The sequence below is a fragment of the Streptomyces sp. NPDC085946 genome (assembly GCF_044540485.1).
GTDB lineage: Bacteria > Actinomycetota > Actinomycetes > Streptomycetales > Streptomycetaceae > Streptomyces.
Window position 1 is genome coordinate 331,547 of the sequence record NZ_JBITSF010000002.1, and the last position, 23,800, is coordinate 355,346.

General features: G+C 73.3%; 16 protein-coding genes. 6 read left to right on the forward strand and 10 right to left on the reverse strand.

The window, feature by feature from the left end; all coding sequences use genetic code 11:
• Nucleotides 1–73: 73 nt before the first annotated feature.
• A complete protein-coding gene (locus ACIF8T_RS07135) occupies nucleotides 74–1,900 on the reverse strand; it encodes an acyl-CoA dehydrogenase (RefSeq protein ID WP_400032038.1) in 1,827 nt (608 codons plus the stop codon).
• Between the two features lie 145 nt (nucleotides 1,901–2,045).
• On the opposite strand from ACIF8T_RS07135, the gene ACIF8T_RS07140 reads away from it, so the two are divergent.
• A complete protein-coding gene (locus ACIF8T_RS07140) occupies nucleotides 2,046–2,513 on the forward strand; it encodes an SseB family protein (RefSeq protein WP_400032040.1) in 468 nt (155 codons plus the stop codon).
• 138 nt (nucleotides 2,514–2,651) lie between these two features.
• On the forward strand, nucleotides 2,652–3,629 hold the full coding sequence (locus ACIF8T_RS07145; protein WP_400032042.1) for a pirin family protein: 978 nt from the start codon (nucleotides 2,652–2,654) through the stop codon (nucleotides 3,627–3,629).
• A gap of 174 nt (nucleotides 3,630–3,803) precedes the next feature.
• Here ACIF8T_RS07145 and ACIF8T_RS07150 read toward each other — a convergent pair whose 3' ends face one another.
• Entirely contained in the window at nucleotides 3,804–5,930 is a 2,127-nt protein-coding gene (locus tag ACIF8T_RS07150; RefSeq protein WP_400032044.1) for a SpoIIE family protein phosphatase, read from the reverse strand.
• A gap of 157 nt (nucleotides 5,931–6,087) precedes the next feature.
• On the opposite strand from ACIF8T_RS07150, the gene aspS reads away from it, so the two are divergent.
• Complete coding sequence (gene aspS, locus ACIF8T_RS07155) at nucleotides 6,088–7,851, forward strand: aspartate--tRNA ligase (protein WP_400032046.1); 1,764 nt, start codon at nucleotides 6,088–6,090, stop codon at nucleotides 7,849–7,851.
• A gap of 125 nt (nucleotides 7,852–7,976) precedes the next feature.
• Nucleotides 7,977–8,948 carry an intradiol ring-cleavage dioxygenase gene (locus ACIF8T_RS07160; protein WP_400032367.1) on the forward strand — a complete coding sequence of 324 codons (972 nt, stop codon included), beginning with the start codon at nucleotides 7,977–7,979 and terminating at the stop codon, nucleotides 8,946–8,948.
• 44 nt (nucleotides 8,949–8,992) lie between these two features.
• Here ACIF8T_RS07160 and ACIF8T_RS07165 read toward each other — a convergent pair whose 3' ends face one another.
• The 4 genes from ACIF8T_RS07165 to ACIF8T_RS07180 form a co-directional block, all read right to left on the reverse strand.
• Nucleotides 8,993–12,112 (reverse strand): FG-GAP-like repeat-containing protein, encoded by a 3,120-nt coding sequence (locus ACIF8T_RS07165; RefSeq protein WP_400032048.1) that lies wholly within the window; start codon nucleotides 12,110–12,112, stop codon nucleotides 8,993–8,995.
• 77 nt (nucleotides 12,113–12,189) lie between these two features.
• Nucleotides 12,190–12,555, reverse strand: a complete 366-nt coding sequence (locus ACIF8T_RS07170; protein WP_400032050.1) for a PH domain-containing protein — start codon at nucleotides 12,553–12,555, stop codon at nucleotides 12,190–12,192.
• 118 nt (nucleotides 12,556–12,673) lie between these two features.
• The gene (metG, locus tag ACIF8T_RS07175) at nucleotides 12,674–14,290 is read right to left on the reverse strand and encodes a methionine--tRNA ligase (RefSeq protein WP_400032052.1); all 1,617 of its coding nucleotides are present in this window, start codon (nucleotides 14,288–14,290) and stop codon (nucleotides 12,674–12,676) included.
• 89 nt (nucleotides 14,291–14,379) lie between these two features.
• Entirely contained in the window at nucleotides 14,380–16,209 is a 1,830-nt protein-coding gene (locus tag ACIF8T_RS07180; protein WP_400032054.1) for a VWA domain-containing protein, read from the reverse strand.
• Between the two features lie 276 nt (nucleotides 16,210–16,485).
• Between ACIF8T_RS07180 and ACIF8T_RS07185 the strand changes: the two genes are divergently transcribed.
• The gene (locus ACIF8T_RS07185) at nucleotides 16,486–18,561 is read left to right on the forward strand and encodes a PhoX family protein (RefSeq protein ID WP_400032056.1); all 2,076 of its coding nucleotides are present in this window, start codon (nucleotides 16,486–16,488) and stop codon (nucleotides 18,559–18,561) included.
• A gap of 49 nt (nucleotides 18,562–18,610) precedes the next feature.
• On the opposite strand, the gene ACIF8T_RS07190 is transcribed toward ACIF8T_RS07185, so the two are convergent.
• Both ACIF8T_RS07190 and ACIF8T_RS07195 read right to left on the reverse strand, forming a co-directional pair.
• Nucleotides 18,611–19,609 carry an endonuclease/exonuclease/phosphatase family protein gene (locus ACIF8T_RS07190; RefSeq protein ID WP_400032058.1) on the reverse strand — a complete coding sequence of 333 codons (999 nt, stop codon included), beginning with the start codon at nucleotides 19,607–19,609 and terminating at the stop codon, nucleotides 18,611–18,613.
• A 93-nt stretch (nucleotides 19,610–19,702) separates the two neighbouring features.
• Entirely contained in the window at nucleotides 19,703–20,482 is a 780-nt protein-coding gene (locus ACIF8T_RS07195) for an alpha/beta fold hydrolase (RefSeq protein WP_400032060.1), read from the reverse strand.
• A gap of 74 nt (nucleotides 20,483–20,556) precedes the next feature.
• On the opposite strand from ACIF8T_RS07195, the gene ACIF8T_RS07200 reads away from it, so the two are divergent.
• Nucleotides 20,557–21,948: a PLP-dependent aminotransferase family protein gene (locus ACIF8T_RS07200; protein ID WP_400032369.1), complete on the forward strand. Its 1,392-nt coding sequence runs from the start codon at nucleotides 20,557–20,559 to the stop codon at nucleotides 21,946–21,948.
• Here the strand turns inward: ACIF8T_RS07200 and ACIF8T_RS07205 are convergent.
• Nucleotides 21,860–22,765, reverse strand: a complete 906-nt coding sequence (locus ACIF8T_RS07205; protein WP_400032062.1) for a hypothetical protein — start codon at nucleotides 22,763–22,765, stop codon at nucleotides 21,860–21,862. The genes ACIF8T_RS07200 and ACIF8T_RS07205 overlap by 89 nt on opposite strands.
• 203 nt (nucleotides 22,766–22,968) lie before the next feature.
• Entirely contained in the window at nucleotides 22,969–23,409 is a 441-nt protein-coding gene (locus ACIF8T_RS07210) for a hypothetical protein (RefSeq protein WP_400032064.1), read from the reverse strand.
• Nucleotides 23,410–23,800 lie beyond the last annotated feature (391 nt).

Below are 23,800 nucleotides of genomic sequence, written 5' to 3' on the forward strand. Positions count from 1 at the left end.
GTTCACCTTAACGACGGAGCAGGGCCCGCTCCCTGCCGGAAGGGAACGGGCCCTGCGAAGAGAACGTGAGGGACTAGAACGCCGCCTCGTCCAGCTCCATGACGTCCAGGTCGACGCCCTCGGCGACCTTGCGGGCCAGGGTGACGCCGGGCAGGACGGTGGCCGCGAAGAACTTCGCCGCCGCGATCTTGCCGGTGTAGAACGCCTTGTCCTTGGCGGAGGCCGTCTGCAGCTTCTCGGCGGCGATCGCGGCGCCCTTGAGCAGCAGGTAGCCGACGACCACGTCACCGGAGGCCATCAGCAGGCGGGTGGTGTTCAGGCCCACCTTGTAGATGTTCTTGACGTCCTGCTCGGTGGCGGCGAGGTCGGTGAGCATCAGGCCGACGATGGCCTCCAGCTCGACGGCGGCCTTGGCGAGGTGCTCGCGGGCGCCGGCCAGCTCGTCGCCGCCGGTGCCCAGGGCGAGGAACTTCTTGATGTCCTCGGCGAGGGAGTTCAGCGCGGCGCCCTGGTTGCGGACGATCTTCCGGAAGAAGAAGTCCTGGCCCTGGATGGCCGTGGTGCCCTCGTACAGGGTGTCGATCTTGGAGTCCCGGATGTACTGCTCGATCGGGTACTCCTGCAGGAAGCCGGAGCCGCCGAAGGTCTGCAGGGACTGGGCGAGCAGCTCGTAGGCCTTCTCGGAGCCGTAGCCCTTGACGATCGGCAGGAGCAGGTCGTTGAGGGCGTGCTCGGTGGAGGCGTCCTCGCCGGCGGCCTCCTTGACCTGGATCTCGTCCTGGACGGCCGCGGTGTACATCACCAGGGCGCGCATGCCCTCGGCGTACGCCTTCTGCGTGAGCAGCGAGCGGCGCACGTCGGGGTGGTGGGTGATGGTGACCTTGGGCGCGGTCTTGTCCATGAAGTTCGCCAGGTCGGGGCCCTGGACGCGCTCCTTGGCGTACTCCAGCGCGTTGAGGTAGCCGGTGGAGAGCGTGGAGATCGCCTTCGTGCCGACCATCATGCGGGCGAACTCGATGATGCGGAACATCTGGCGGATGCCGTCGTGCTTGTCGCCGATCAGCCAGCCCTTGGCGGGGTGCTTGTCGCCGAACGTCATCTCGCAGGTGTTGGAGGCCTTCAGGCCCATCTTGTGCTCGACGTTCGTGGCGTAGACGCCGTTGCGCTCGCCCAGCTCGCCGGTCTCGAAGTCGAAGAGGTACTTCGGGACGAGGAAGAGGGACAGGCCCTTGGTGCCGGGGCCGGCGCCCTCGGGGCGGGCGAGGACGTAGTGGAGGATGTTCTCCGACATGTCGTGCTCGCCGGAGGTGATGAAGCGCTTCACGCCCTCGATGTGCCAGGAGCCGTCCTCCTGCTGCACGGCCCTGGTGCGGCCGGCGCCCACGTCCGAGCCGGCGTCCGGCTCGGTGAGGACCATGGTGGAGCCCCACTGCTTCTCGACGGCGATCTTCGCGATGTGCTTCTGCACCTCGTTGCCCTCGTCGAAGAGGATGCCCGCGAAGGCCGGGCCGGAGGAGTACATCCACACGGCCGGGTTGGCGCCGAGGATCAGCTCCGCGTACGCCCAGATCAGGGAGCGGGGCGAGGTGGTGCCGCCGATCTCCTCGGGCAGGCCCAGGCGCCAGTACTCGGAGTCCATGAAGGCCTGGTAGCTCTTCTTGAAGGACGCGGGGACCGGCGCGGTGTTCGTCTCGGGGTCGAAGACCGGCGGGTTGCGGTCGGCGTCGGCGAAGGACTCGGCCAGCTCGTTCTCCGAGAGCCGGGTCAGCTCCTCGAGGATGCTCTTGGCGGTCTCGACGTCCATCTCCTCGAACGGGCCGGTGCCGTACAGCTTGTCCCGCCCGAGTACTTCGAAGAGATTGAACTCGATGTCGCGGAGATTCGACTTGTAGTGCCCCATGGCGACGGCTCCGTAGAGAGAGATCGGCGAGGCACTGACTCCTCGCACCTAGTTCACGTACCAGCAAGTAGCTACGATGATGCTACCCGTCGGTAATAAGAAGCAACCCCGATCCGGCCATCTGTGACTCAGTACTCTTGCGCTCATGTACGGCTACGACCAGAACGTGGGTGCCCAGCAGGGCTACGTCCCGCCGCAGCAGCAGATGCCCGGCGGGTACGGACAGCAGCAGGCGCCGCTGTACCCCGAGCCGTCCCCGCCCTCGCTCGCGGACGCGGTCCGGGCCTTCACCACGGGGCAGATGGCGGCCGAGGACTTCCAGCAGGTCTTCGCGACGTCGAAGGTCTACTGCCCGCGCGGCGACAACCCCGGGTTCCTCGCCCTGCACAACACCCAGCAGCCGGTGATCCCGATGTTCACCACGCTCAAGGAGCTGCGCCGGTACGCGGGCAAGGAGTCCAAGTACTTCGTGATCACCGGTGCCGAGGTGCTGGACCTGCTGCCGACCGGCTACGGGTTCGTCCTCGACATGGAGGGCGAGCACCGGATCGTCTTCGACGCCAAGGCCGTCGAGCAGATGGTCGACTTCGCCATGCGCCGCATGTATGGCTAGACGCCCCGCCGCACAGGCGGCCCGCGGCGCCGGTCGGGCGCGGAAACCCGGAGGGAATGCCCTCCGGGTTTTCTCTGTTCCGGGTAGCAGAAAGTTCAACGCTCAACTAAACTGGGCGTACACCGAGGAGGTACCGACATGCCTGCAGTGACCGTCGAGAACCCGCTGACGCTGCCCCGCGTGACCGCGCCCGCCGACGCCGTGGCACGTCCCGTGCTCGCCGTCACGACCGCTCCGAGCGGTTTCGAGGGCGAGGGCTTCCCGGTGCGCCGGGCGTTCGCGGGGATCAACTACCGCCACCTCGACCCGTTCATCATGATGGACCAGATGGGCGAGGTGGAGTACGCGCCGGGCGAGCCCAAGGGCACCCCCTGGCACCCGCACCGCGGCTTCGAGACCGTCACCTACATCATCGACGGGATCTTCGACCACCAGGACAGCCACGGCGGCGGCGGCACCATCACCAACGGCGACACCCAGTGGATGACCGCGGGCTCGGGCCTGCTGCACATCGAGGCGCCGCCGGAGCACCTGGTGATGTCCGGCGGTCTCTTCCACGGGCTCCAGCTGTGGGTGAACCTCCCGGCCAAGGACAAGATGATGGCCCCCCGCTACCAGGACATCCGCGGCGGCTCCGTGCAGCTGCTCACCTCCCCCGACGGCGGCGCGCTGCTGCGCGTCATCGCCGGTGAGCTGGACGGCCACGCCGGTCCCGGCATCACGCACACGCCGATCACGATGATCCACGCGACGCTGGCGCCGGGCGCCGAGATCACCCTGCCGTGGCGCGAGGACTTCAACGGCCTGGCGTACGTCCTGGCCGGCCGCGGCGCCGTCGGCACCGAGCGCCGGCCGGTCCACTCGGGGCAGACCGCCGTCTTCGGCGCCGGTTCCGCGCTGACCGTCCGGGCGGACGAGAAGCAGGACTCCCGCACCCCCGACCTGGAGGTCGTGCTGCTCGGCGGGCAGCCGATCCGCGAGCCGATGGCGCACTACGGCCCGTTCGTCATGAACACCAAGGACGAGCTCATGCAGGCCTTCGAGGACTTCCAGAAGGGCCGGCTGGGGACGGTCCCGGCGGTGCACGGCATGACCCAGCAGGGTCCGCAGGACTGACGCCGGCCGACCGGCACACCCGGGCGGGCCGTCCCGGCAGGGGCGGCCCGCCCGGTGCGTGGTCGCGGGGGCGCGGCCGCCGTCCGGCGTCCCGGGGACCGGGCCCGGTCCGGCGGTCCGGGTGCCGCGGGGGCGCGGAACGCCGCGGCGCGGCGGGACCGCGGCCGACAGCCCCTAGCTCCCGTCCGGGCCGCCCGCCGGCTCGTCCAGTTCGAACCAGATGCTCTTGCCGGCGCCGCGCGGCTCCACGCCCCAGGCGTGCGCCAGGAGTTCGATGAGGACCAGGCCCCGGCCGGAGGAGGCGAGCTCCCCGGGGCTGCGCTTGTGCGGCAGGTCGTCGCCCGCGTCGGTGACCTCGATCCGCATCCGCCGCCCGCCGGCCGGCCCGGTGACCTCGGCGACCATCAGCGCGTCGGTGTCGGTGTGCACGAGCACGTTGGTGAGCAGCTCGGACAGCAGCAGCACCGCCGAGTCGACCTGGTCGGGGGAGGACCAGTCGTGCAGCAGCTCGCGCAGCTGGCGGCGGGCCACCCCGACCCGCTCCGGCTCGGCCTGCGCCACCGTCAGCATCGTGCGGCGCACCGACGGCCGCACGGCGACGGTGTCGCCGCAGCCGTAGCCGGCGCCCTGCCGGCACAGCAGGAGCAGCGCGATGTCGTCCTCGCGCCGGTCGGCCAGCGGGCCGGTGGTGTGGTGCGAGGACGGGCCGTGCACGGCCTGCACCAGCGCGTCGGCGAGTTCCTCCGGGTCGCCGCCGTGCCCTTCGAGGAGCGCGCGGATGCGCCGCCAGCCGGTCTCCAGGTCGTGGCCGCCGGTCTCGATCAGGCCGTCCGTGCAGATCAGCAGGGTCTCGGCGGGTTCCAGGGCGAAGCGGGTGGTGGGGTAGTCGGCGTCCGGGTCGACGCCCAGCGGCAGCCCGCCCGCCGTGGGACGCGAGAGCACCGTGCCGTCCGGCATGCGGATCGCGGGGTCCAGGTGCCCGGCCCGCGCCACCTCCAGCACCCCGGTCACCGGGTCGACCTCCACGTACAGGCAGGTCGCGAAGCGCCACTCGGCCGGGGCGGTGTCGTTGATGCCGTGCAGGAAGCGGGAGGCCCGGGAGAGCACCGCGTCAGGGCGGTGGCCCTCGGACGCGTAGGCCCGCAGCGCGATGCGCAGCTGGCCCATCAGCCCGGCCGCCCGCACGTCGTGGCCCTGCACGTCGCCGATGACCAGGGCGAACCGGCCGCTGGGCAGCGGGATCACGTCGTACCAGTCGCCGCCGACCTGGAGGCCGCCGCCGGTGGGGACGTAGCGGGCGGCGACGCTCATGCCGGGGATGCGCTGCGGGCCGAGCGTCGGCAGCATCGTGCGCTGGAGCCCGTCGGTCAGCTCGCGCTCGCTCTCGGCCAGGCCCGCCCGGGACAGCGCCTGCGCCAGCATCCGCGCCACGGTGGTGAGGACCGACCGCTCGTCCGGGGTGAAGGCGACCGGGTAGGCGAACGCCGCCATCCAGGCGCCCATGGTGCGCCCGGCGACCGTCAGCGGCAGGAACGCCCAGGAGCGGCGGCCGAAGGGCTCCGCGAGCGGCCAGGTCAGCGGGTAGCGGGCCTGGTACTGCGCGGGGGAGGACAGGTAGACCGCGCGGCCGGTGCGGACCACCTCCGCGGCCGGGTAGTCGGTGTCCAGCGCCATGTGCGTGAACGGGTGCTCGGCACCGGGCTGGTGCCCGTGGTGCCCGATGATCGTCAGCTGGTTGCCCTGCACCCCGAACACCGCCAGCCCGGCCGGTGAGAACCCGGGCATCGACAGGTTCGCCGCGACCCGCAGCACCTCCTGGGTCGACCGGGCCTCGGCCAGCGCGCGGCCCGCGTCCAGCAGGAACGCCTCGCGCGAGCGGCGCCAGTCGCCGGTGACGGCACTGCGCCCGGCCGGGGTGCCGGGCGTCGGTTCGGTGACCTCCTGGAGGGTGCCGATGAGCTCGTAGGCCTTCCGCACCGGGTCGAAGGACGGCTTGGAGCGGCTGCGCACCACCCGGACCACCCGGCCCCGCTCGTCCATGATGCGGATCCGCACCTCGGCGAGGGTGCCCTCGGTGACGGCGAGCTGCACCACCCCGGTGATCTCGTTCCAGTCGACCGGATGCAGCCGGGCCCGCACCTGGGCCTCGGTCAGGGAGACCTGTTCGGCGGGCAGCCCGAGCAGCCGTGCGGCCTCGGCGTCGACCGTGACCTGCCCGGTGGCGGTGTCCCAGTGCCACATCCCGGTCGCGAGAGCGGCGAGGACGTCCCCCACGGCGGGCAGGGGCTCACCAGTACGCATTGCCCCACTGTAAGAACAGGCCGTCGAACACTGCCACCGAAGCCGTACATCCGCCCGTCGCGGAATTGGGTGGGAGGCGATCTTCGTGTCCCCGGTACGCTTGGGGTTGTTTCACGTGAAACGCAGACCCCGATCCGCGAAGACTGGATGAACGACGATGCATCGGTACAGGTCCCACACCTGCGGCGAGCTCCGCGCCTCTGACGTCGGCACCGACGTCCGGCTCAGTGGCTGGCTGCACAATCGGCGCGACCTGGGCGGCATCCTCTTCATCGATCTGCGCGACCACTACGGCATCACGCAGCTCGTCGCCCGGCCGGGCACCGAGGCGTACGAGGCCCTCGACAAGATCTCCAAGGAGTCGACGGTCCGCGTCGACGGCCAGGTCGTCTCGCGGGGTACGGACAACGTGAACCCCGACCTGCCGACCGGTGAGATCGAGGTCGAGGTGTGCGAGGTCGAGCTGCTCGGCGCCGCCGCCCCGCTCCCCTTCACCATCAACGCCGAGGACGGGGTCAACGAGGAGCGGCGCCTGGAGTACCGCTTCCTGGACCTGCGCCGCGAGCGCATGCACCGCAACATCATGCTGCGCACGGCCGTCATCTCCGCCATCCGTCACAAGATGACGGCCTTCGGCTTCAACGAGATGGCGACGCCGATCCTGTCCGCGACCTCTCCCGAGGGCGCCCGCGACTTCGTCGTCCCGTCCCGCCTGAACCCGGGCAAGTTCTACGCCCTGCCGCAGGCGCCCCAGCAGTTCAAGCAGCTGCTGATGATCTCCGGCTTCGACCGCTACTTCCAGATCGCGCCCTGCTTCCGCGACGAGGACGCCCGCGCCGACCGCTCGCCGGGCGAGTTCTACCAGCTCGACGTCGAGATGAGCTTCGTCGAGCAGGAGGACGTCTTCCGGCCGATCGAGCAGCTGATGACCGAGCTGTTCGAGGAGTTCGGCGGCGGCCGGCACGTCACCTCGCCGTTCCCGCGGATCCCGTTCCGCGAGGCGATGCTGAAGTACGGCTCCGACAAGCCGGACCTGCGGGCCAAGCTGGAGCTCGTCGACATCACCGACGTCTTCGAGGGCTCGGAGTTCAAGGCGTTCGCCGGCAAGCACGTGCGCGCGCTGCCGGTGCCGGCGGTCCAGGACCAGCCGCGCAAGTTCTTCGACCAGCTCGGCGACTTCGCCGTCTCGCAGGGCGCCAAGGGCCTGGCCTGGGTCCGCGTCGGCGAGGACGGCTCGCTCACCGGTCCGATCGCCAAGTTCCTCACCGAGGAGAACGTCGCCGAGCTGACCAAGCGCCTGTCGCTGGCCGCCGGCCACGCCGTCTTCTTCGGCGCGGGCGAGTTCGACGAGGTCTCCAAGATCATGGGCGCGGTGCGGGTCGAGGCCGCCAAGCGCGCCGGGCACTTCGAGGAGAACGTCTTCCGGTTCTGCTGGATCGTCGACTTCCCGATGTACGAGAAGGACGAGGAGACCGGCGCGATCGACTTCTCGCACAACCCGTTCTCCATGCCGCAGGGCGGCCTGGAGGCCCTGGAGACCCAGGACCCGCTGGACATCCTCGGCTGGCAGTACGACATCGTCTGCAACGGCGTCGAGCTGTCCTCCGGCGCGATCCGGAACCACGAGCCGGAGATCATGCTCAAGGCCTTCGAGATCGCCGGGTACGACCGCGAGACCGTCGAGGAGAAGTTCGCCGGCATGCTGCGCGCCCTGCGCTTCGGCGCCCCGCCGCACGGCGGCATCGCCCCGGGCGTCGACCGCATCGTCATGCTGCTCGCCGACGAGCCCAACATCCGCGAGACCATCGCCTTCCCGCTCAACGGCAACGCGCAGGACCTGATGATGGGCGCGCCGACGGAGCTGGAGGAGGCGCGGCTGAGGGAGCTGCACCTGTCGGTGCGCAAGCCGCAGCCGAAGTAGCAGGCCGGGGGAACGGCCCGGAACCGACACCGGTTCCGGGCCGTTCCCGTGTCCGGGGCGGTACAGGGCGCACGCCCAGCCCGCACCCGTCGTCCTGACAGCCGCGGTCCCTGGCGTCCCTGCCCCTGACGGGACATCAGACGGCCCCCGGGCCGAAACACAAGCTGGATCCGACGCGCCGCAAGGTCATCGTGGCGGGCGCGGGCGCGGGCGCGGGCGCGGGCGCCGCGGTCGCGGTGGGCGTGGGCGGCACGCTCGCGGCCGGTGCCTTCGCCGGCGAGGAGACGGGCTCCGCCCCGGACGCCGGCGCCTCCGGCAGCGCCGCCGCGACCTGCTACCGGCTGACCTCCGAGACCACCGAGGGCCCCTACTGCATCGACGCGGACAAGATCCGCCAGGACATCACCGAGGACCAGGAGGGCATTCCGCTCACGCTCCGCCTCACGGTCGTCGACGCGGAGACCTGCAAGCCCCTCAGGAACGCCGCGGTCGACATCTGGCACTGCAACGCGCTCGGCGTGTACTCCGGGTACGAGTCGATGGGCAGCGGCGGGGGCGGGGGCGGCACCCTGCCCTCAGGCGCCCCCTCCGGCGCGCCCCCGTCGGGCGCGCCGACCGGCGGCACCGGCGGCGGCGTGCACGAGGAGCCCACCGACGACGAGCGCTGCCTGCGCGGCACCTGGAGGACCGGCCGGAACGGCCGGGTGGTGTTCCGGACCGTCTTCCCCGGCTGGTACCAGGGGCGCTGCGTGCACATCCACACCAAGGTGCACGTGGGCGGCACCTGGACCGAGGCGGGCTACGAGGGCGGGAACACCTGCCGCACCGGGCAGCTCTTCTTCGACGAGGCGTCCGTGCCGGCCTCCGCCGAGGTCGAGCCGTACTCCACCGACACCACGGCCCGCACCACCCTCGACGAGGACACCGTCTACCCGGGCAACGGCACCGAGGGCGGCCTGCTGAAGCTGACGTACCGGAAGAACGCGATCGCCCGGGGCGTCGTCGGCTCGCTCACCCTGGGCGTCGACCCCGAGGCCACCCACGACGGCACCGGCGGCGCGGTCCGGCCGGGCGCGTCGGCGTCCACGTCCGCGTAGGCCCCGGGAGCGCGGCGCGACGGCCGCCGGGCCGGTGCCGCCGGTCAGGACAGGGACGTGTACCCGCCCCAGCCGGTCGCGATCTGCACGCGGGAGCCGAAGGAGCCCTTGCCGTCGCCGCTGTTGCGCCAGGCGGTGCCGCTGCTGTCGCGGGAGACCAGGTCGGCCTTGCCGTCGTCGGTGATGTCGCCGACGCCGACGACGGCGTTGTAGGAGCCGCCCCAGTCGGCGAACAGCTTGACGCGGGCCGCGAAGGTGCCGTCGCCCTTGCCGTCGTAGCGGTACAGGGTGTTGGCGCTGTCCTGGGCGAGGAGGTCGCCGTCGCCGTCGCCGTCGAGGTCCCCGGCGCCGACGATCTTCTTGTAGCCCTTCCAGTTGTCGTACAGCTTCACGCGGGCGGCGAGCTTGCCGTCGCTGGTGCCCTTGTGCAGGTAGACCGCGCCGGTGGAGGCGTTGCGGGTGATCAGGTCCGCGCGGCCGTCGCCGCTGACGTCACCGGGCGAGGTGAGCACGTCGTACTGGGTCCAGCCGCTGGTCGCGAGCGTGGTGTACGACGTGGACGGGGTGACCGCCTTGCCGCAGCCCGGCTTGTACACCCGCAGGGCGCCGCTGGTGTAGCGCACCAGGACGTCGTTGCAGCGGTTGCCGTTCACGTCGCCGAAGGGGACGGCCTTGACGGTGGTGGGCCAGCCGGTGCCGGTGGTCTTGCTGCCGAACTTCCCGGTGCCGGTGCCGGACTGGAAGGTCAGTCCGCCGGAGGAGTTGAGGGTGAGCAGGTCGCCCCGGCCGTCCGGGCCGTCCGGGCTGGTGTGGTCGTGGCGGACGGCCGCGCCGCCCGACAGGTAGCCCTTGCCGGTCGCCAGGGTGGACACCGTGGCGGTGTTGAGGCCGGTGGCCTTCAGGCTCCAGGTGAAGGAGCCGTTGGGGAAGTACCCGCCGGCGGCGGTCTTCCCGTTCCAGGTCGCCGAGATCCACGCGGGGGTCGCGCCGCCGGTGATCGTGCGGGTGGCCCTGCCGGTCGCGCCGCTCTGCACCGAGGTGAAGGTGAGGGACCACGAGCTCACCGGGCGGGACGGCAGCCAACTGCCGTACCAGGGCGTGGAGGTGGCCGGCCAGGCGTGGAGGTCGGCCTTGTTCTCGAAGACCGTCGGCGCGGACGGCGCGACGCCGGTGGTGGCGACGTGCGTGCGCTCGTAGACGTCGAACCAGGCGACCAGGCCGGTGTACTCGTCGACGGTCCAGCGGTAGCGGCGGTCCACGGGCAGGCCCGAGTCCGGCAGGCCGGAGGCGATCACGCGGGTGGCGCCGCCGGCCGCCTCGGTGAGGACGAGGGTGTCGGCGTCGTGGTCGTGGCGGACGGTGAACCCGTCGCCGAGCAGCACGTCACCGGGGGTGACCGCGGCCGACGTGCCGGCCTTGGTGTCGTACACGCCCGCCGAGGCGGTCCCGCAGGCCCAGTACACCCAGCGGCCCGCGGCCTGCAGCTCGCTCGGCACGCAGCCGAGACCGGGGACGGTGACCGTGGCGAGGGCCTTGTCCGTGGCGAGGCTGTACGAGGAGAGCGTGCCGGCGGTGGTGGTGGCGCTCCACAGCGTGGAGCCGTTCAGGGCGGCGGCGCGGATGCCGCGCTTGAGCTTCTGGCCCTGCCCGAACTCGCCGACGTACTGCGCGGGCGCGGTGCCGCCGGAGTCGTAGACCGCGTAGTCGTCGGAGACGTCGACGATCCTGCCGCCCGAGGTGCCGTAGTCCAGCTCCTGGTGGCCGAGGGCGACCAGCCGGTCCCTCCTCTGCTCGGTCTCGGTCACCTCCGCGGCGAGGTGGACGTCCTGTCCGGGCTTGTTGCCGGTGTTGCCCCACAGCGCGGAACAGGTGACGCCGGCGTACGGGCACGCGGCCGAGCCGACGGGGGTGGACGCCGTGGCCTCGGAGGCGGTCAGCACGGTGGAGCCGTCGGTGGTGAGGGTGCGCACGGACGTGGGGTCGGAGCTGCTGGCCGGGTCGTTCTCGGCGACGCGCAGGGTGCCCCGGTTGAGCGCGAGGCCCGTCTTGGGGTTCTCCGTCGCCGGGGACTGGTGGACCTTCTCCAGCTTCAGGGTGCCGTCCTCGGCCTGGCTGACCCGCCGCACCCACCAGTCGGCGGCGCCGGTGCCGCCGGTGACGAAGGCGGCGCCGTGCCGGGCCGCGACCGGGTAGGGGTCGGCGCTCGACAGCAGGGTGCGCTGCACGGAGGGGTCGGTGACCGAGACCGCGAGGAGCCGGGAGCCGAGGTCGTTGGAGGCTAGCGGCAGCAGCAGCCAGTCACCGACCAGGACCGGGTCGCCGTCCAGCTCGCCGGGGTACGAGGGCAGCGTGACGACCTGCTCCTCGGCGGCGAGGTCGCCCCGCGGCTTCAGGTGCAGCTCGGCGGTGCCGGACCGGTACCAGCCGATCCGGTCGTCGCTCATCACCTGGTGCGTGGTGTAGTCGACGTCGCCGAACACCCGGGTGTTCACGGCCGTGGCGGTGTCGACGTACAGGATCTCGGTGCCGCGCTGCCAGAGCACCCCGGCGGAGTCCGCGGCGGCGATCTGATCGCTCTGGATGTTCGCGTACTCGCCGGTGATCGGCCGCTCGCGCAGTTGCCCCTCGACGATGTCGGCGAGCGTGTAACTGGTGACCATCGTCGTCCCGGCGAGCGCGCGGTAGTAGTGGTTGCTCTGGCCGAAGATCGCCTTGGTCCGCTTGCCCGTGGCCGGGTTCCACAGGACCACCGAGTTGGTGGCCGTGGCACCGGGCAGCGCGACCAGGTCGGCGTCGGAGCCGTGCCAGGCGGCGCGGCACGCGGAGCCGAGGGCGGTGCAGCCCGTGCCGGGCGTGTAGACGGTTCCGTCGCCGTTGGTCACGGTGACCGTGCTGCCGTCCGCGTAGCTGGTCCACAGCATCCCCGGCATCCCGGACTGCCGGTGCAGGAAGCCGTTCGCGCCGGTCACGTACGTGCGGTCCGTGCGCGGTGTGGCGGAGCTCGGGTCGGTCAGCGTGATCTCGGTGGTGGCGGTCCCGGCGGCGGCCGCCGAGGCCGGGTCGCCGCCCCCGGTGAGGACGACGGCGGACGCGGCCGTGACGGCCAGCGTCAGTGCGGTGACGGCGGCGGTCAGACCGCCCCGTCTCAGGGCGTGTCTGCCCACGTGAGGTCCCTCCCCGCGAGGACGTCCTGCCCTCGCACAAGTGGCCGGATGTTATCGCGGGGGAGGGGAACCTCAGGTCAGCGGGCCACGAACTGCGTGAGGATCGCCTGGACCTCGTAGATGTCGACGCCCTTGGTGAAGGTCTTCGTGATCGGCATCTGGGAGCCGGAGATCCAGAGCTTCAGCTCGGCGTCGAGGTCGAAGGTGCCGGCCGTCTCCACCGCGAAGTGGGTGATGCTGCGGTACGGCACCGAGTGGTACTCGGTCTTCTTGCCGGTGATGCCCTGCTTGTCGACCAGGATCAGACGGCGGTCGGTGAACAGGATGGTGTCGCGGATCAGCAGGAAGGCGGCGTGCACCTGCTCGCCGTGGCCGAGCAGGCGCGCGTAGTCCTGCTGCGCCTGGGCCGGGTCGACGGGGTGCGCGTTGCCGAAGAGTGCCATGGATGAAACCCCCCACGTGAGTGACGGCGGCCGGACGGCCGCCTTCACGTGATCTTCGCAAAGCGAACGGCCCGGGAGAAGGTCTCCTTCTCCCGGGCCGCCCGCTGTAGCGAGCGCGTTACGCGGTCGGCTTCTCCTCGAGACGCGGGAAGAGCACCGCGCCCTTGGTGACCGTGGTGCCGGCGGGGAGCCTGCCCCACTCGCCGGCGTCCTGGACCCGCTGGTCCGCGAGGGCGCCCAGGGAGGCCTCCGCGCCGAGGGAGTCCCACAGCTTGCCGGAGGTGTCCGGCATGACCGGGTTCAGCAGGACCGCGACGGCCCGCAGGGACTCCGCCGCCGTGTAGAGGATCGTCGCCAGCCGGGCCCGGCCCTCCTCGGAGGTGTCCTTGGCGACCTTCCAGGGCTCCTGCTCGGTGATGTAGCCGTTGACCTGCTTGACGAAGTCGAAGACCGCCAGGATGCCGCCCTGGAAGTCGAGCTCCTCGCCGATCTTCCGGTCGGCCTCGGCGACCGCCTTGGCCAGGCCCTCGTGGATCGCCTTCTCGGCGTCGCCGTCGGCCGCCGACGCGGGCAGCTCGCCGCCGAAGTACTTGCCGACCATCGCCGCGACGCGCGAGGCGAGGTTGCCGTAGTCGTTGGCCAGCTCGCTGGTGTAGCGGGCGGAGAAGTCCTCCCAGGAGAACGAGCCGTCCTGGCCGAAGGCGATCGCGCGCAGGAAGTACCAGCGGTACGCGTCCACGCCGAAGTGCGAGGTCAGGTCCTGCGGCTTGATGCCGGTCAGGTTCGACTTCGACATCTTCTCGCCGCCGACCATCAGCCAGCCGTTGGCGGCGACCTTGCGGGGCAGGGGCAGGCCCTGCGCCATCAGCATCGCCGGCCAGATCACCGCGTGGAAGCGGAGGATGTCCTTGCCGACCAGGTGCACGTCGGCCGGGAAGGTCGCCTCGAACTTCTCCGGGTTCTCGTTGTAGCCGACCGCCGTCGCGTAGTTCAGCAGGGCGTCGACCCACACGTAGATCACGTGCTGGTCGTCCCAGGGGATCGGGATGCCCCAGTCGAACGTCGAGCGGGAGATGGAGAGGTCCTGCAGGCCCTGGCGGACGAAGTTCAGCACCTCGTTGCGCGCGGACTCCGGCTGGATGAAACCGGGGTTGGCCTCGTAGTGGGCGAGCAGCTTGTCGGTGTACTCGCTCAGCTTGAAGAAGTAGTTCTCCTCCTTGAGGACCTCCACCGGCCGCTTGTGCACCGGGCACAGCTTCTGGCCGGCGTACTCGCCCTCGCCGTCGAGCAGCTCGCCGGGGAGCTTGTACTCCTCGCAGCCCACGCAGTACGGGCCCTCGTAGCCGCCCTTGTAGATCTCGCCCTTGTCGTACAGGTCCTGGACGAACTCCTGCACGCGGTCGGTGTGCCGCTTCTGCGTAGTGCGGATGAAGTCGTCGTTCGCGATGTCCAGGTGCTCCCAGAGGGGCTTCCAGGCCTCCTCCACGAGCTTGTCGCACCACTCCTGCGGGGTCACCCCGTTGGCGTCGGCGGTGCGCATGATCTTCTGACCGTGCTCGTCCGTGCCGGTGAGGTACCACACCTTCTCGCCGCGCTGACGGTGCCAGCGCGTGAGCACGTCGCCTGCGACGGTCGTGTAGGCGTGGCCCAGGTGAGGAGCGTCGTTGACGTAATAGATGGGGGTGGAGACGTAGAACGCCTTTCCACCCTGCTTCTCGGATCCAGTGGCCGCCATGGTCGAAATCCTACTGGCCGAGCGAAGATCGACTCACACGCGTTTCGGGGGGTGGACGCGGACCGGGCCGGTGTCCACCCCCCTCGCGGTCACGGGCGCCAGTGCGCGAGAACGGCCTCGTAGAGCTCCTTGTCGGTGAGCTCGCGGGGCGTCTCGCCGGCCAGGAAGTGGGACGTGTTGGGCGTCTTCAGCTTGCGGAGGTAGTCGAACGCCTTGTTCTCCGGGTCGCCGAAGGCGACGAAGGAGAAGAAGACGGACGGGTGCCGCTCCGCGGCCTCGGTGAGGGCCTGGGTGGCGGGGGTCTTCGCGTCGGGGGCGCCGTCGGTCTGGAAGACCACCAGGGCGGGTGCGCCGGGGTCGCCGGACTCGGCGTGCCGGCCGAGCACCGCCTCGACCGCCGCGTGGTAGCTCGTACGGCCCATGCGGCCCAGGGCGGCGTGCAGGGTGTCGATCTTGTTCTCGTGGTCGTCGAGGGTGAGCTCGCCGGTGCCGTCCACCTCGGTGGAGAAGAAGACGACGGGGACGGTCGCCTCGGGGTCCAGGTGGGCGGCGAGGGCGAGGGTCTGCTCGGCGAGGGCCTGGGCGGAGCCGTCCTTGTAGTACGGGCGCATGGACGCGGAGCGGTCCAGGACGAGGTAGACCTTGGCGCGGGTGCCGGTGAGGCCGTTCTTCTTCAGGGCGGTGCCGGCGGCCTTGTAGGCGGTGGTGAGGCCGGGGGCGCGGGAGCGGACGCGGGTCGCGGGAGTGGCGGGCTTGCCGGCCTCGGCTTCGCCGTCGGCCGGCTCGTCGTCCCCGCCCGCACCACCCGTGCCGCTTTCGTCGTCGGGTGCGGGTGGCCCCTGGGGGGCGGAGTCGCCGTCGGCGGGTGCGGGTTCGCTGTCGGTGGGTGCGGACTCGCTGTCGGTGGGTGCGGACTCGCTGTCGGCGGGGGTGGGGGCTGCCGTCGGCTTTTCGGCTTCCGCGACCGGCTCGGGTTCCGCGACCGGCTCGGGTTCCGGCTGCGGGTCCTCGGCGGCCGGTTCAGGGGTCGGCTGCGGGTCCTCGGTCGCAGGCTCGGGCTCCGGCTCCGGCTCCGGGTCCGCGGCCACCGGCTCGGGCTCGGGCTGCGGTTCCTCGGTGACGGGCTCGGGAGCGGGCTCCGGCTTGGGGGCCTCGGCTTCCGCGACCGGCTCGGAGGTCGGCTCGGGCTGCGGCTCGTCGGCGACCCGCTCGGGCGCGGGCTCGGGCTGCGGCTGCTCGGCGGCGGGCTCGGGGGTGGGCTCGGGCTTGGGGGCCTGGGCTTCCGCGACCGGTTCGGGGGTGTGTTCCGGCTCGGGCTCCTCGACGACCGGCTCGGGCTCCGGCTTCGGGTCCTCGGCCACCGGCTCCGGCTTCGGCTCCGCCGCCTCGGGGGCGGAGGCCGGCTCGGGCTCCGGCTTCCGCTCTTCGGCCTCGGCCACCGGCTCCGGCTCCTCGGCCACGGGCTCGGGCTCTTCGGCCACGGGCTCGGGCTTCGGCTCGGGCTTGGGCTCCTCGGCCACCGGCTCGGGCTTCTCCGCCGCAGGCCCGGGCTCCGGCTCCTTCGCCGCAGGCTCGGGTGTCGGCTCCGGCTTCTTCGGCTCCTGTGCGGGGGCCGCTTCCGGTTCCTTCGGCTCCTGGGCAGGGGTCGGCTGTCCGTCGGACTCCGGCTTCGCCGGCCTGGGGACCGTGACGTTGTCGAAGGCCGCGGCGACGAGTTCGTGGGCCTCGTGGGTGACCGGGCGGGGCTCCGGCTCCGGGGACGGGGCGGGGGGCCCGGGTTCGGGGGCGGCGGTCGTCTCCGGGGCCGGTGACGCCGTCGCCTCGTGCGCGGTGCGCTCCGCCGCCGCACCCTCCGCCTCGGCGGCGCGTGCTTTGCGTGACCGTCCGAACGCGTTCCGCAAGAGAGTGAGAATGCCCATGTGCGCAACCCTTCGCGTGAGTTGAAGCCCGTCAATCCCTGGCCAGGACGGACACGTAAGGTTAGCGGCCCCCGTCCGTGATCTTGGGCAGGGTCGGGTGTGGGCGGCCGTACCTGTCAAGGGTGCATTCGGGCCGCGGGCGGCGACCTCTTTCGGGTGAGGGCAACGTCCCTACGGTCCCCGCAGGTTCACTCTCCGTTCACCTCGGCGCCCGGCTCCCGCGCATATGTGCCCCTACGGTCGCGCTGACACCAAGGGCATCCCAGGGAGAACACCGTGCGCAAGCTGCTGCCGTTGATCGGAACGCCGTCCGGATCGCATCCCGGCGGCCGGTCCGCCATGACCTGCCGTTTCCGGTGTGGTGACGCCTGCTTCCACGACGTGCCCAACACCAGCGCCAACGCGTACGTCGGCGACGTGATCGCCGGCGCCCTCAGCCGCCGGTCGGTGATGCGGGCCGCCGCGGTCGTCACGGTGGCCGCCGCGGGTGCCGGGGCCGTGGGCGTCGCGGGCGCCCCGCAGGCCGCCGCCGCGACCCCGGCCGCCGCCGGCACGCAGAAGGGCAGGCCGGGCGGGGCGCGCGGCCTGCGCTTCACCGCGGTCGCGCCGAACACCGCCGACGCCGTCGTCGTCCCGGACGGCTACGGGCAGAACGTGGTGATCCGCTGGGGCGAGCCGATCCTGCGCGGGGCGCCCGCCTTCGACCCGGAGAAGCAGACCGCCAAGGCGCAGGCCGGGCAGTTCGGCTACAACTGCGACTTCCTGGCGCTGCTGCCGCTGCCCGGGGAACGCGGCCGTCAGCTGCTCGTCGCGAACCACGAGTACACCGACGAGGTGCTCATGTTCCGCGGCTACGACTCCGCCAACCCCACCCGCGAGCAGGTGGAGATCGCCTGGGCGGCGCACGGGCTGTCCGCGGTCGTGGTGGAGGAGGACCGCAGGACCGGGAAGCTGACCCCGGTGCCCCGGCACCACCTGAACCGGCGCGTGACCGCCACCACCGAGTTCCGGCTCACCGGCCCGGTCGCCGGCTCCGACCTGGTGAAGACGTCCGCCGACCCGACCGGCACCAAGGTCCACGGCACCCTCAACAACTGCTCCGGCGGCGTCACCCCGTGGGGCACCACGCTGCACGGCGAGGAGAACTTCAACCAGTACTTCGCCAACAGCAGCCGGGCGACGGACAAGCGGTACGGCATCGGCACCGGGGCGACCGAGCGCAAGTGGGAGCGGTTCGACCAGCGCTTCGACGTGGCCCGGGAGCCCAACGAGGTGCACCGGTTCGGGTACGTCGTCGAGTTCGACCCGTACGACCCGACGTCCACGCCGCGCAAGCACACCGCGCTCGGCCGGTTCAAGCACGAGGCCGCGACCGTGCGGCTGACCGCGGACGGGCGGCCGGTCGTCTACTCCGGTGACGACGAGCGGTTCGACTACTTCTACAAGTTCGTCGGCAGCAAGCGGATGAAGAAGGGCAGCTCCCGCGCGGTCCGCGAGTACAACATGACCCTCCTCGACGAGGGCACGCTGTACGTCGCCAAGCTGACCGGGGACTCCCCGGCCATCGAGATCGACGGCACGGGCACGCTGCCGGCCGACGGCGAGTTCGACGGCAGCGGCGAGTGGATCCCGCTGGCCACCGCCACGGCGAAGGGCGCCGTCTCGCACGTCGAGGGCATGACCGCCGAGGAGGTGTTCGTCTTCACGCGCCTGGCCGGTGACAAGGTCGGCGCGACCAAGATGGACCGCCCCGAGGACATCGAGCCGAACCCGGTCACCGGCAAGGTGTACGTCGCCCTCACCAACAACTCCAACCGCGGCGTCGGCACGAACGCCAAGGCGGACGAGGCCAACCCGCGCCACGCCAACAAGCACGGGCACGTCCTGGAGCTGACCGAGCGCTGGAACCGGCCGGAGAGCACGCGGTTCGCCTGGTCGCTGTTCCTGGTGGCCGGTGACCCGGAGGACCCGGCGACGTACTTCGCGGGGTTCCCGAAGGACCGGGTCAGCCCGATCTCCTGCCCGGACAACGTGGCCTTCGACCCGTACGGCAACCTGTGGATCTCCACCGACGGCGCCCAGCTCGGCTCGCACGACGGCCTGTTCGGCGTGGCCACGCGCGGGCCGCGGCGCGGTGAGCTCAAGCAGTTCCTGACCGTGCCGAACGGCGCGGAGACCTGCGGGCCGATCATCCAGGACCGGCGGGTGCTGGTCGCCGTGCAGCACCCCGGTGAGATCGACGGGGCGTCGGTGGAGAAGCCGGCGAGCACGTGGCCCGACGGGCCGGGGAAGATCGTGCGGCCGGCGGTGGTGGCCGTGTGGCGGACGGACGGCCGCGACATCGGTGTGTGACCCGAGCGGGACGTGAGCCCCGGGGCGCCCGTGGTGCGGGCGCCCCTCGTCACGTCCCCCGGTGGAGCGTGAGGTCGACGACCAGGGCGCGGTGGTCCGTGTCCGCCAGGTCCAGGAAGCGGGCCCGGCGGGCGGAGAAGTCCGCCGAGACCAGCACGTGGTCGATCTGGGCGCCGAACACCGGCACGGTCCGGGCCGGCCAGGTGGGCGTGCGGTCCGCGCCGGTCAGCCGGGCGGCGTCCCGCAGGCCCGTGTCCAGGATGCGGCGGAAGGCCGCGTGGTCCTGGGAGGCGTTGAAGTCGCCGGCCAGGACGGTCGGGGTCGTCCGGTCCGCGGCGGCGGCCTCGCGCAGCGCGCCGAGCTCGCGGCGCCACAGGTCCGTCCGGCCCGGCAGCGGCGGCATGGGGTGCGCGAGCTGGAGGCGTACGGCGTGGCCGCGCACGTCGGCGACGGCGCCGGGCATGCCCATGGTGCCGGGCACGCCCCCGGTGCCGCGCAGCGGGAAGCGGCTGAGGATGACCGAGCCCTCCGAGCCGCCGCCCTCGACGGCCCGCCGGTGCGGGTGGGTCCGCCCGAGCTCGCGCCGCAGCGCCGCGTCGCAGGTGTACTCGCACTCCTGGACGAACACGAGGTCCGGCCGTTCGCGGCGGACGGCGGCGATCAGCGCGCCGGTGCCCTGGCCGAACTCGACGTTCGAGGTCAGCACCCGCAGCTCGGCGACGGGCCGTCCGGCGGGCTCGCCGGCCGTGCCGTACGGCTCGGCGTACCAGGCGAGAAGTCCGAGCAGGACGACCCCCCACACCGCCCCGGCCCACCACCGGGCGAGCACGGTGAGCAGCAGCCCGGCGCCGAGCGGCACGAGCAGCCACGGCAGGAAGGCGAGCAGCTGCGGGACGGGGGTGACGCCGTCGCTGCCGGCGGCCCGGAAGCCCACGACCGCGGTGATCCCGGCGAACAGCAGGCCGGCGCACCGGGCGCCGGGCCGCCGCCCGGCCCGGCGGCGCGGCGCGGCGTCGGCGGTGCTCCGCCCGGCGGTCGCAGTGTCCACGTCCCGGCCCTCCGCTCGTCAGGGGGTCGCGTCCGGATCCTCCCTCGAAGACGGGGGCGGCGGGGGAAAGGTTGCCGCGCCCGCCCCCCCGTGTCAGGTCCCGACGCGGTCCAGGAACCGCCCCAGCGCCTCGTCGAACTCCCCGGGCCGCTCCAGGTTCGGCAGGTGGGCCGCGCCCTCGATGACGCACAGGTCGGCGTCGGGGAGCGCCGCGTGCATCGCCTCGGCGTCGCGGACCGGGGTGTAGGTGTCGTCGGCGCCCACGACGACCAGGGCCGGGACCGTGACGCGGGTCAGCAGCTCGCGGTAGTCGGGGCGGGCGGCCCGGGCGCGCAGGGCCGCCGCGGCGCCCTGCGGGGAGGTGGCCGTCATCATGCCGTGCACGTGGGCCTTGACCCGCGCGTCGGCGTACGGGGCGACCATCCGGTCCAGGACCTCGTCGGCGTACCCGCGCAGGCCCTCGCGCAGCAGGCGGTCGGCCAGGGCGTGACGGTCCGTCACGCCCTGCGGGGTCTCCGCCGCCGGGAAGGTGTCGGCGAGGACCAGCCCGCGGACGCGGCCGGGGAAGAGCCGGTAGCAGTCCATCGCGATCTGGCCGCCCATGGACAGGCCGGCGAGCACGAAGGCGTCCACCCCCAGGTCGTCGAGGAGCGCGGCGACGTCCCGGGCGAAGTCGGAGAAGCCGGTGACCGCGGGGTCGGTGGGGGAGGCGCCGTAGCCGCGCAGGTCGGGCGCGATCACCCGGCGGTGCGGCGCGAAGGCGTCGATCTGCGGGGCCCACATGGTCCGGTCGAAGGGGTGGCCGTGGATCAGGACAAGGGGGAGCCGGGAGGGGTCGGTGCCTTTGTCCTCGTATGCGAGGAAGGGTGCCATGAGCACGACCCTAGGGCGGCCCAACTCCTCGGTGCAATAAGATCTTTGCCCTCGGTGCAATGGACGGGGGACCGATGGACGACTACCGGCGCATCGCCGACCGGATCGCCGACGACATCGCGGCCGGGCGGCTGCGGCCGGGCCAGCGGCTGCCCCCGCAGCGGGCGTTCGCCCGGCGGCGCGGCATCGCCGCCTCCACGGCCGGGCGGGTCTACGGCGAACTGGTGCGCCGCGGACTGGTCGTCGGCGAGGTCGGGCGCGGCACCTTCGTGCGGGCCGCCCCGCCCGCCCCGGCCGGGCGGGCGCTCGCCGAACCGGGGGCGGCGGACCCGCCCGTCAACCTGGAGCTCAACTACCCGAGCGCGCCGGGCCAGTCGGAGCTGCTCGCGCCCGCCCTCGCGCCGCTGCTGCGGCCCGACGTGCTGGCCGAGGCCATGCGCCCGGCCGCCGCCACCGGCACCGCGCCGGCCCGGGAGGCCGCCGCCGCCCTGCTGTCCTGCGCGCCCGGGGGCCCGCCCGTTCCCGCGGCCACCCTCGCGCCCGCGGACACCCCCGCCCCCGGCTGGCACCCCGCCCCGGACCGGGTCCTCTTCACCGGCAACGCCCGCCAGGCCGTCGCCGCCGCCCTCGCCTCCCTGGTGCGGCCGGGCGGCCGGGTCGGCGTGGAGCCGCTGACGTACCCGCCGGTCAAGGGGATCGCCGCCCGCCTCGGCATCACCCTCGTCCCGCTGGCCGCCGACGCGCAGGGCCTGTGCCCGCGCTCGGTGGCCGCCGCCCACCGCTCGGCACCGCTGTCCGCGCTGTACGTGCAGCCGGTCCTGCACAACCCGACGTCGGTGACGACGGGCGCCGCCCGGCTGCGCGAACTGGCCGGGACGGTCACCGGCCTCGGCATCCCCGTCGTCGAGGACCGCATCTGGTCCTTCCTGGCCGACCCCGCGCCCGGCCCGCTCGCCGCCCACGCCCCCGGGCTCACCCACGTCGTCGACGGCCTGTCCAAGCGGGTGGCCCCCGGACTGACCGTCGGGTTCCTCGTCGTCCCGCCCGACCGGGTCGACGCCGTCGCCGAGGCGGTGCGCTCCGGCGGCTGGAGCGCCGGGCGGTTCGCGCTGGAGGCGGCCGTGCGGTGGACGGCGGACGGGACGGTCGCGCGGCTGGTGGCCGCGAAGCGGGCGGACGCGGCCCGCCGCCGGCGGATCCTGGCCGAGGAACTCGCGGGCTTCGCCGTACGGTCCGCTCCGCGCTCCTGCTTCGCCTGGTGGGAGCTGCCCGCGCCCTGGCGCGCGGACACCTTCACGGCGGCCGCCGCCGCGCACGGCATCGCCGTCACGCCCGGGCCCGCCTTCGCCGTCGACCCCGGCCGCACGCCCGACGCGGTCAGGCTCGGGCTCGCGTCGGTTCCGGAGCCGGATCTGCGGCGGGCCCTGCGGACGCTCGCCGGCGTCGCCCGGGCCGGCGCCCGCTGAGCCAGGAGACGCAGGCCACCGCCAGGCCCAGCGCCAGCAGCAGCCAGGACACCGTGCGCAGGGTGGCGGTCAGGGCGTCGTAGACCGCGCCCGCGGCGGGCCGGTGGATCCCCGCGGGCAGGTCGGCCAGGGTCAGGCGGCGGCCGACCGCGACCGCCGCGACCAGCAGGGCACCGCCCAGGGCCGTGCCGAGGCCGGCGGCGGCGACCGCGCGGCGGCGGCGGGCGGCGACGCAGATGCCGGTGACGGCGAAGACCACGGACGTCAGCGGCAGCCAGAACGCGGCGGCGTCCAGCACCCGGTACCCCGTGCGGAGCGCGGCCACGTCCTCGGCCGGGACCACCGCGACCTCGGTGTGCGCCACGGGGATGCGGTCGGCCAGGAGCACGTCGTCCCGGGCGAGCCGGTCCTTGAGCCGGGCGGTGACGGGGGCCAGGTCGACGGTGACCGGGTGGCCCGCCGGGTGCCGCTCGCGCAGGGCGCGCAGCACCGCGTCGTGGACGGCCCGGTTCGCCGCGTCCCACACCGTGCGGTACGCCTCGGTCCGTGTGAAGGAGCGCACCGCGTCGTGCACGAACGGGGCGACGGCCTCGTCCGCCGGGCCGACGCCGGCCTCCCGCAGGATGCCGGCCCCGACGCCGTCGGCGACCGCCTCGCGCACGTCCGGGTCGCCGGCCAGCGGCGCCACCGCCGTGAGGTACCGGCCGGTGTCGCCGAGCCCGTGCACCGCCCAGGCCGCCAGCGCGCCGAACGGCACCAGCAGGCACGCGAGGGCGACGAGGACGGCCGACAGGGCGTTGCGGAGACGAGCGTGCACCCCTCCAGGCAAGGCGCCGGGGGGCGTCCGTGCGAGCGGGGGACCGCATCCGGGTGTACGGGCCCGTCCGGTGCGGGTGCGGGCGCGGGCGCGGCTCCCGGGTGTCGGGCGCGCCGCCCGGCCGGGCGCGCGTCCCGCCCGTCCGGTGCGCGCGTCCCGCCCGGGGCCGCCCCGGGCGGGACGCGGTACGGCGGCCCCGGGCGTCACCCGGTGCGGCGGTCCCGGGCGTCACCGTGGGTGGCGAAGCGGTAGAACAGGGCGCCGAAGACGCCGGCCGCGATCACCAGGGACACCAGCGCGGACCACAGCACGGTCCGGTCGGACTGGGCGATCAGGAAGCCGCACGCGCAGCCGGTGAAGGCGGACCACAGCAGCGCGTGCGGCTCGTCCGTGAGCCGGGCGGCCAGGGCCCGCACGGCGGCGTACAGCACCATGAACGCCACCGCCGTCACGAAGCCGAACAGCACGTTCCAGCCGGTGACGGGCCCGCCGTCACGCCGGTTGGCCGCGGCCCAGTAGCCGTAGACCAGGCCGAGGGCCAGCGGCGCCGCCCAGGCCGCGGCCCGGTGGACGCGCGCGCCGAACACGTCGTCCGTGCGGTCCGGCCCGCGGATCGCGCCGCGCACGGGTGCCACATGGGTCATGGGAGCCCTCCTCTCACTCACCCCCGCTACCAGCGCACACCTGCGGGCGGTGACGGGCAACCCGGCGGTCCGGACCCGGCGGAGGCGGTGCGGGCGGGGCGGTGTCCGTCCCGCGGCCGGGCGCGGTCGGCCGCGGGGCCGGTCCGTTCGCCGCGCTGCTGTGCTGCCGTGCTGCCGCGCGGGCGCCGTGCCGCGCTGCCGCGCTGCCGCCGTGCCGGTGCGGTCGGCGGGCCGTACACGAGCGGGCCGTACACGAGCGGGCCCGCGCGGGCGGGACGCCCGGTCCGCCCCGCGGTCCGGCGGCGGCCGGGGAGGCCGGGGAAGCGGGCCGTCCCCGGCGGGGACGCGGGTGCCGCGCCGGTGCGGTCCGGGGCCGGACGCGGCCCCGACG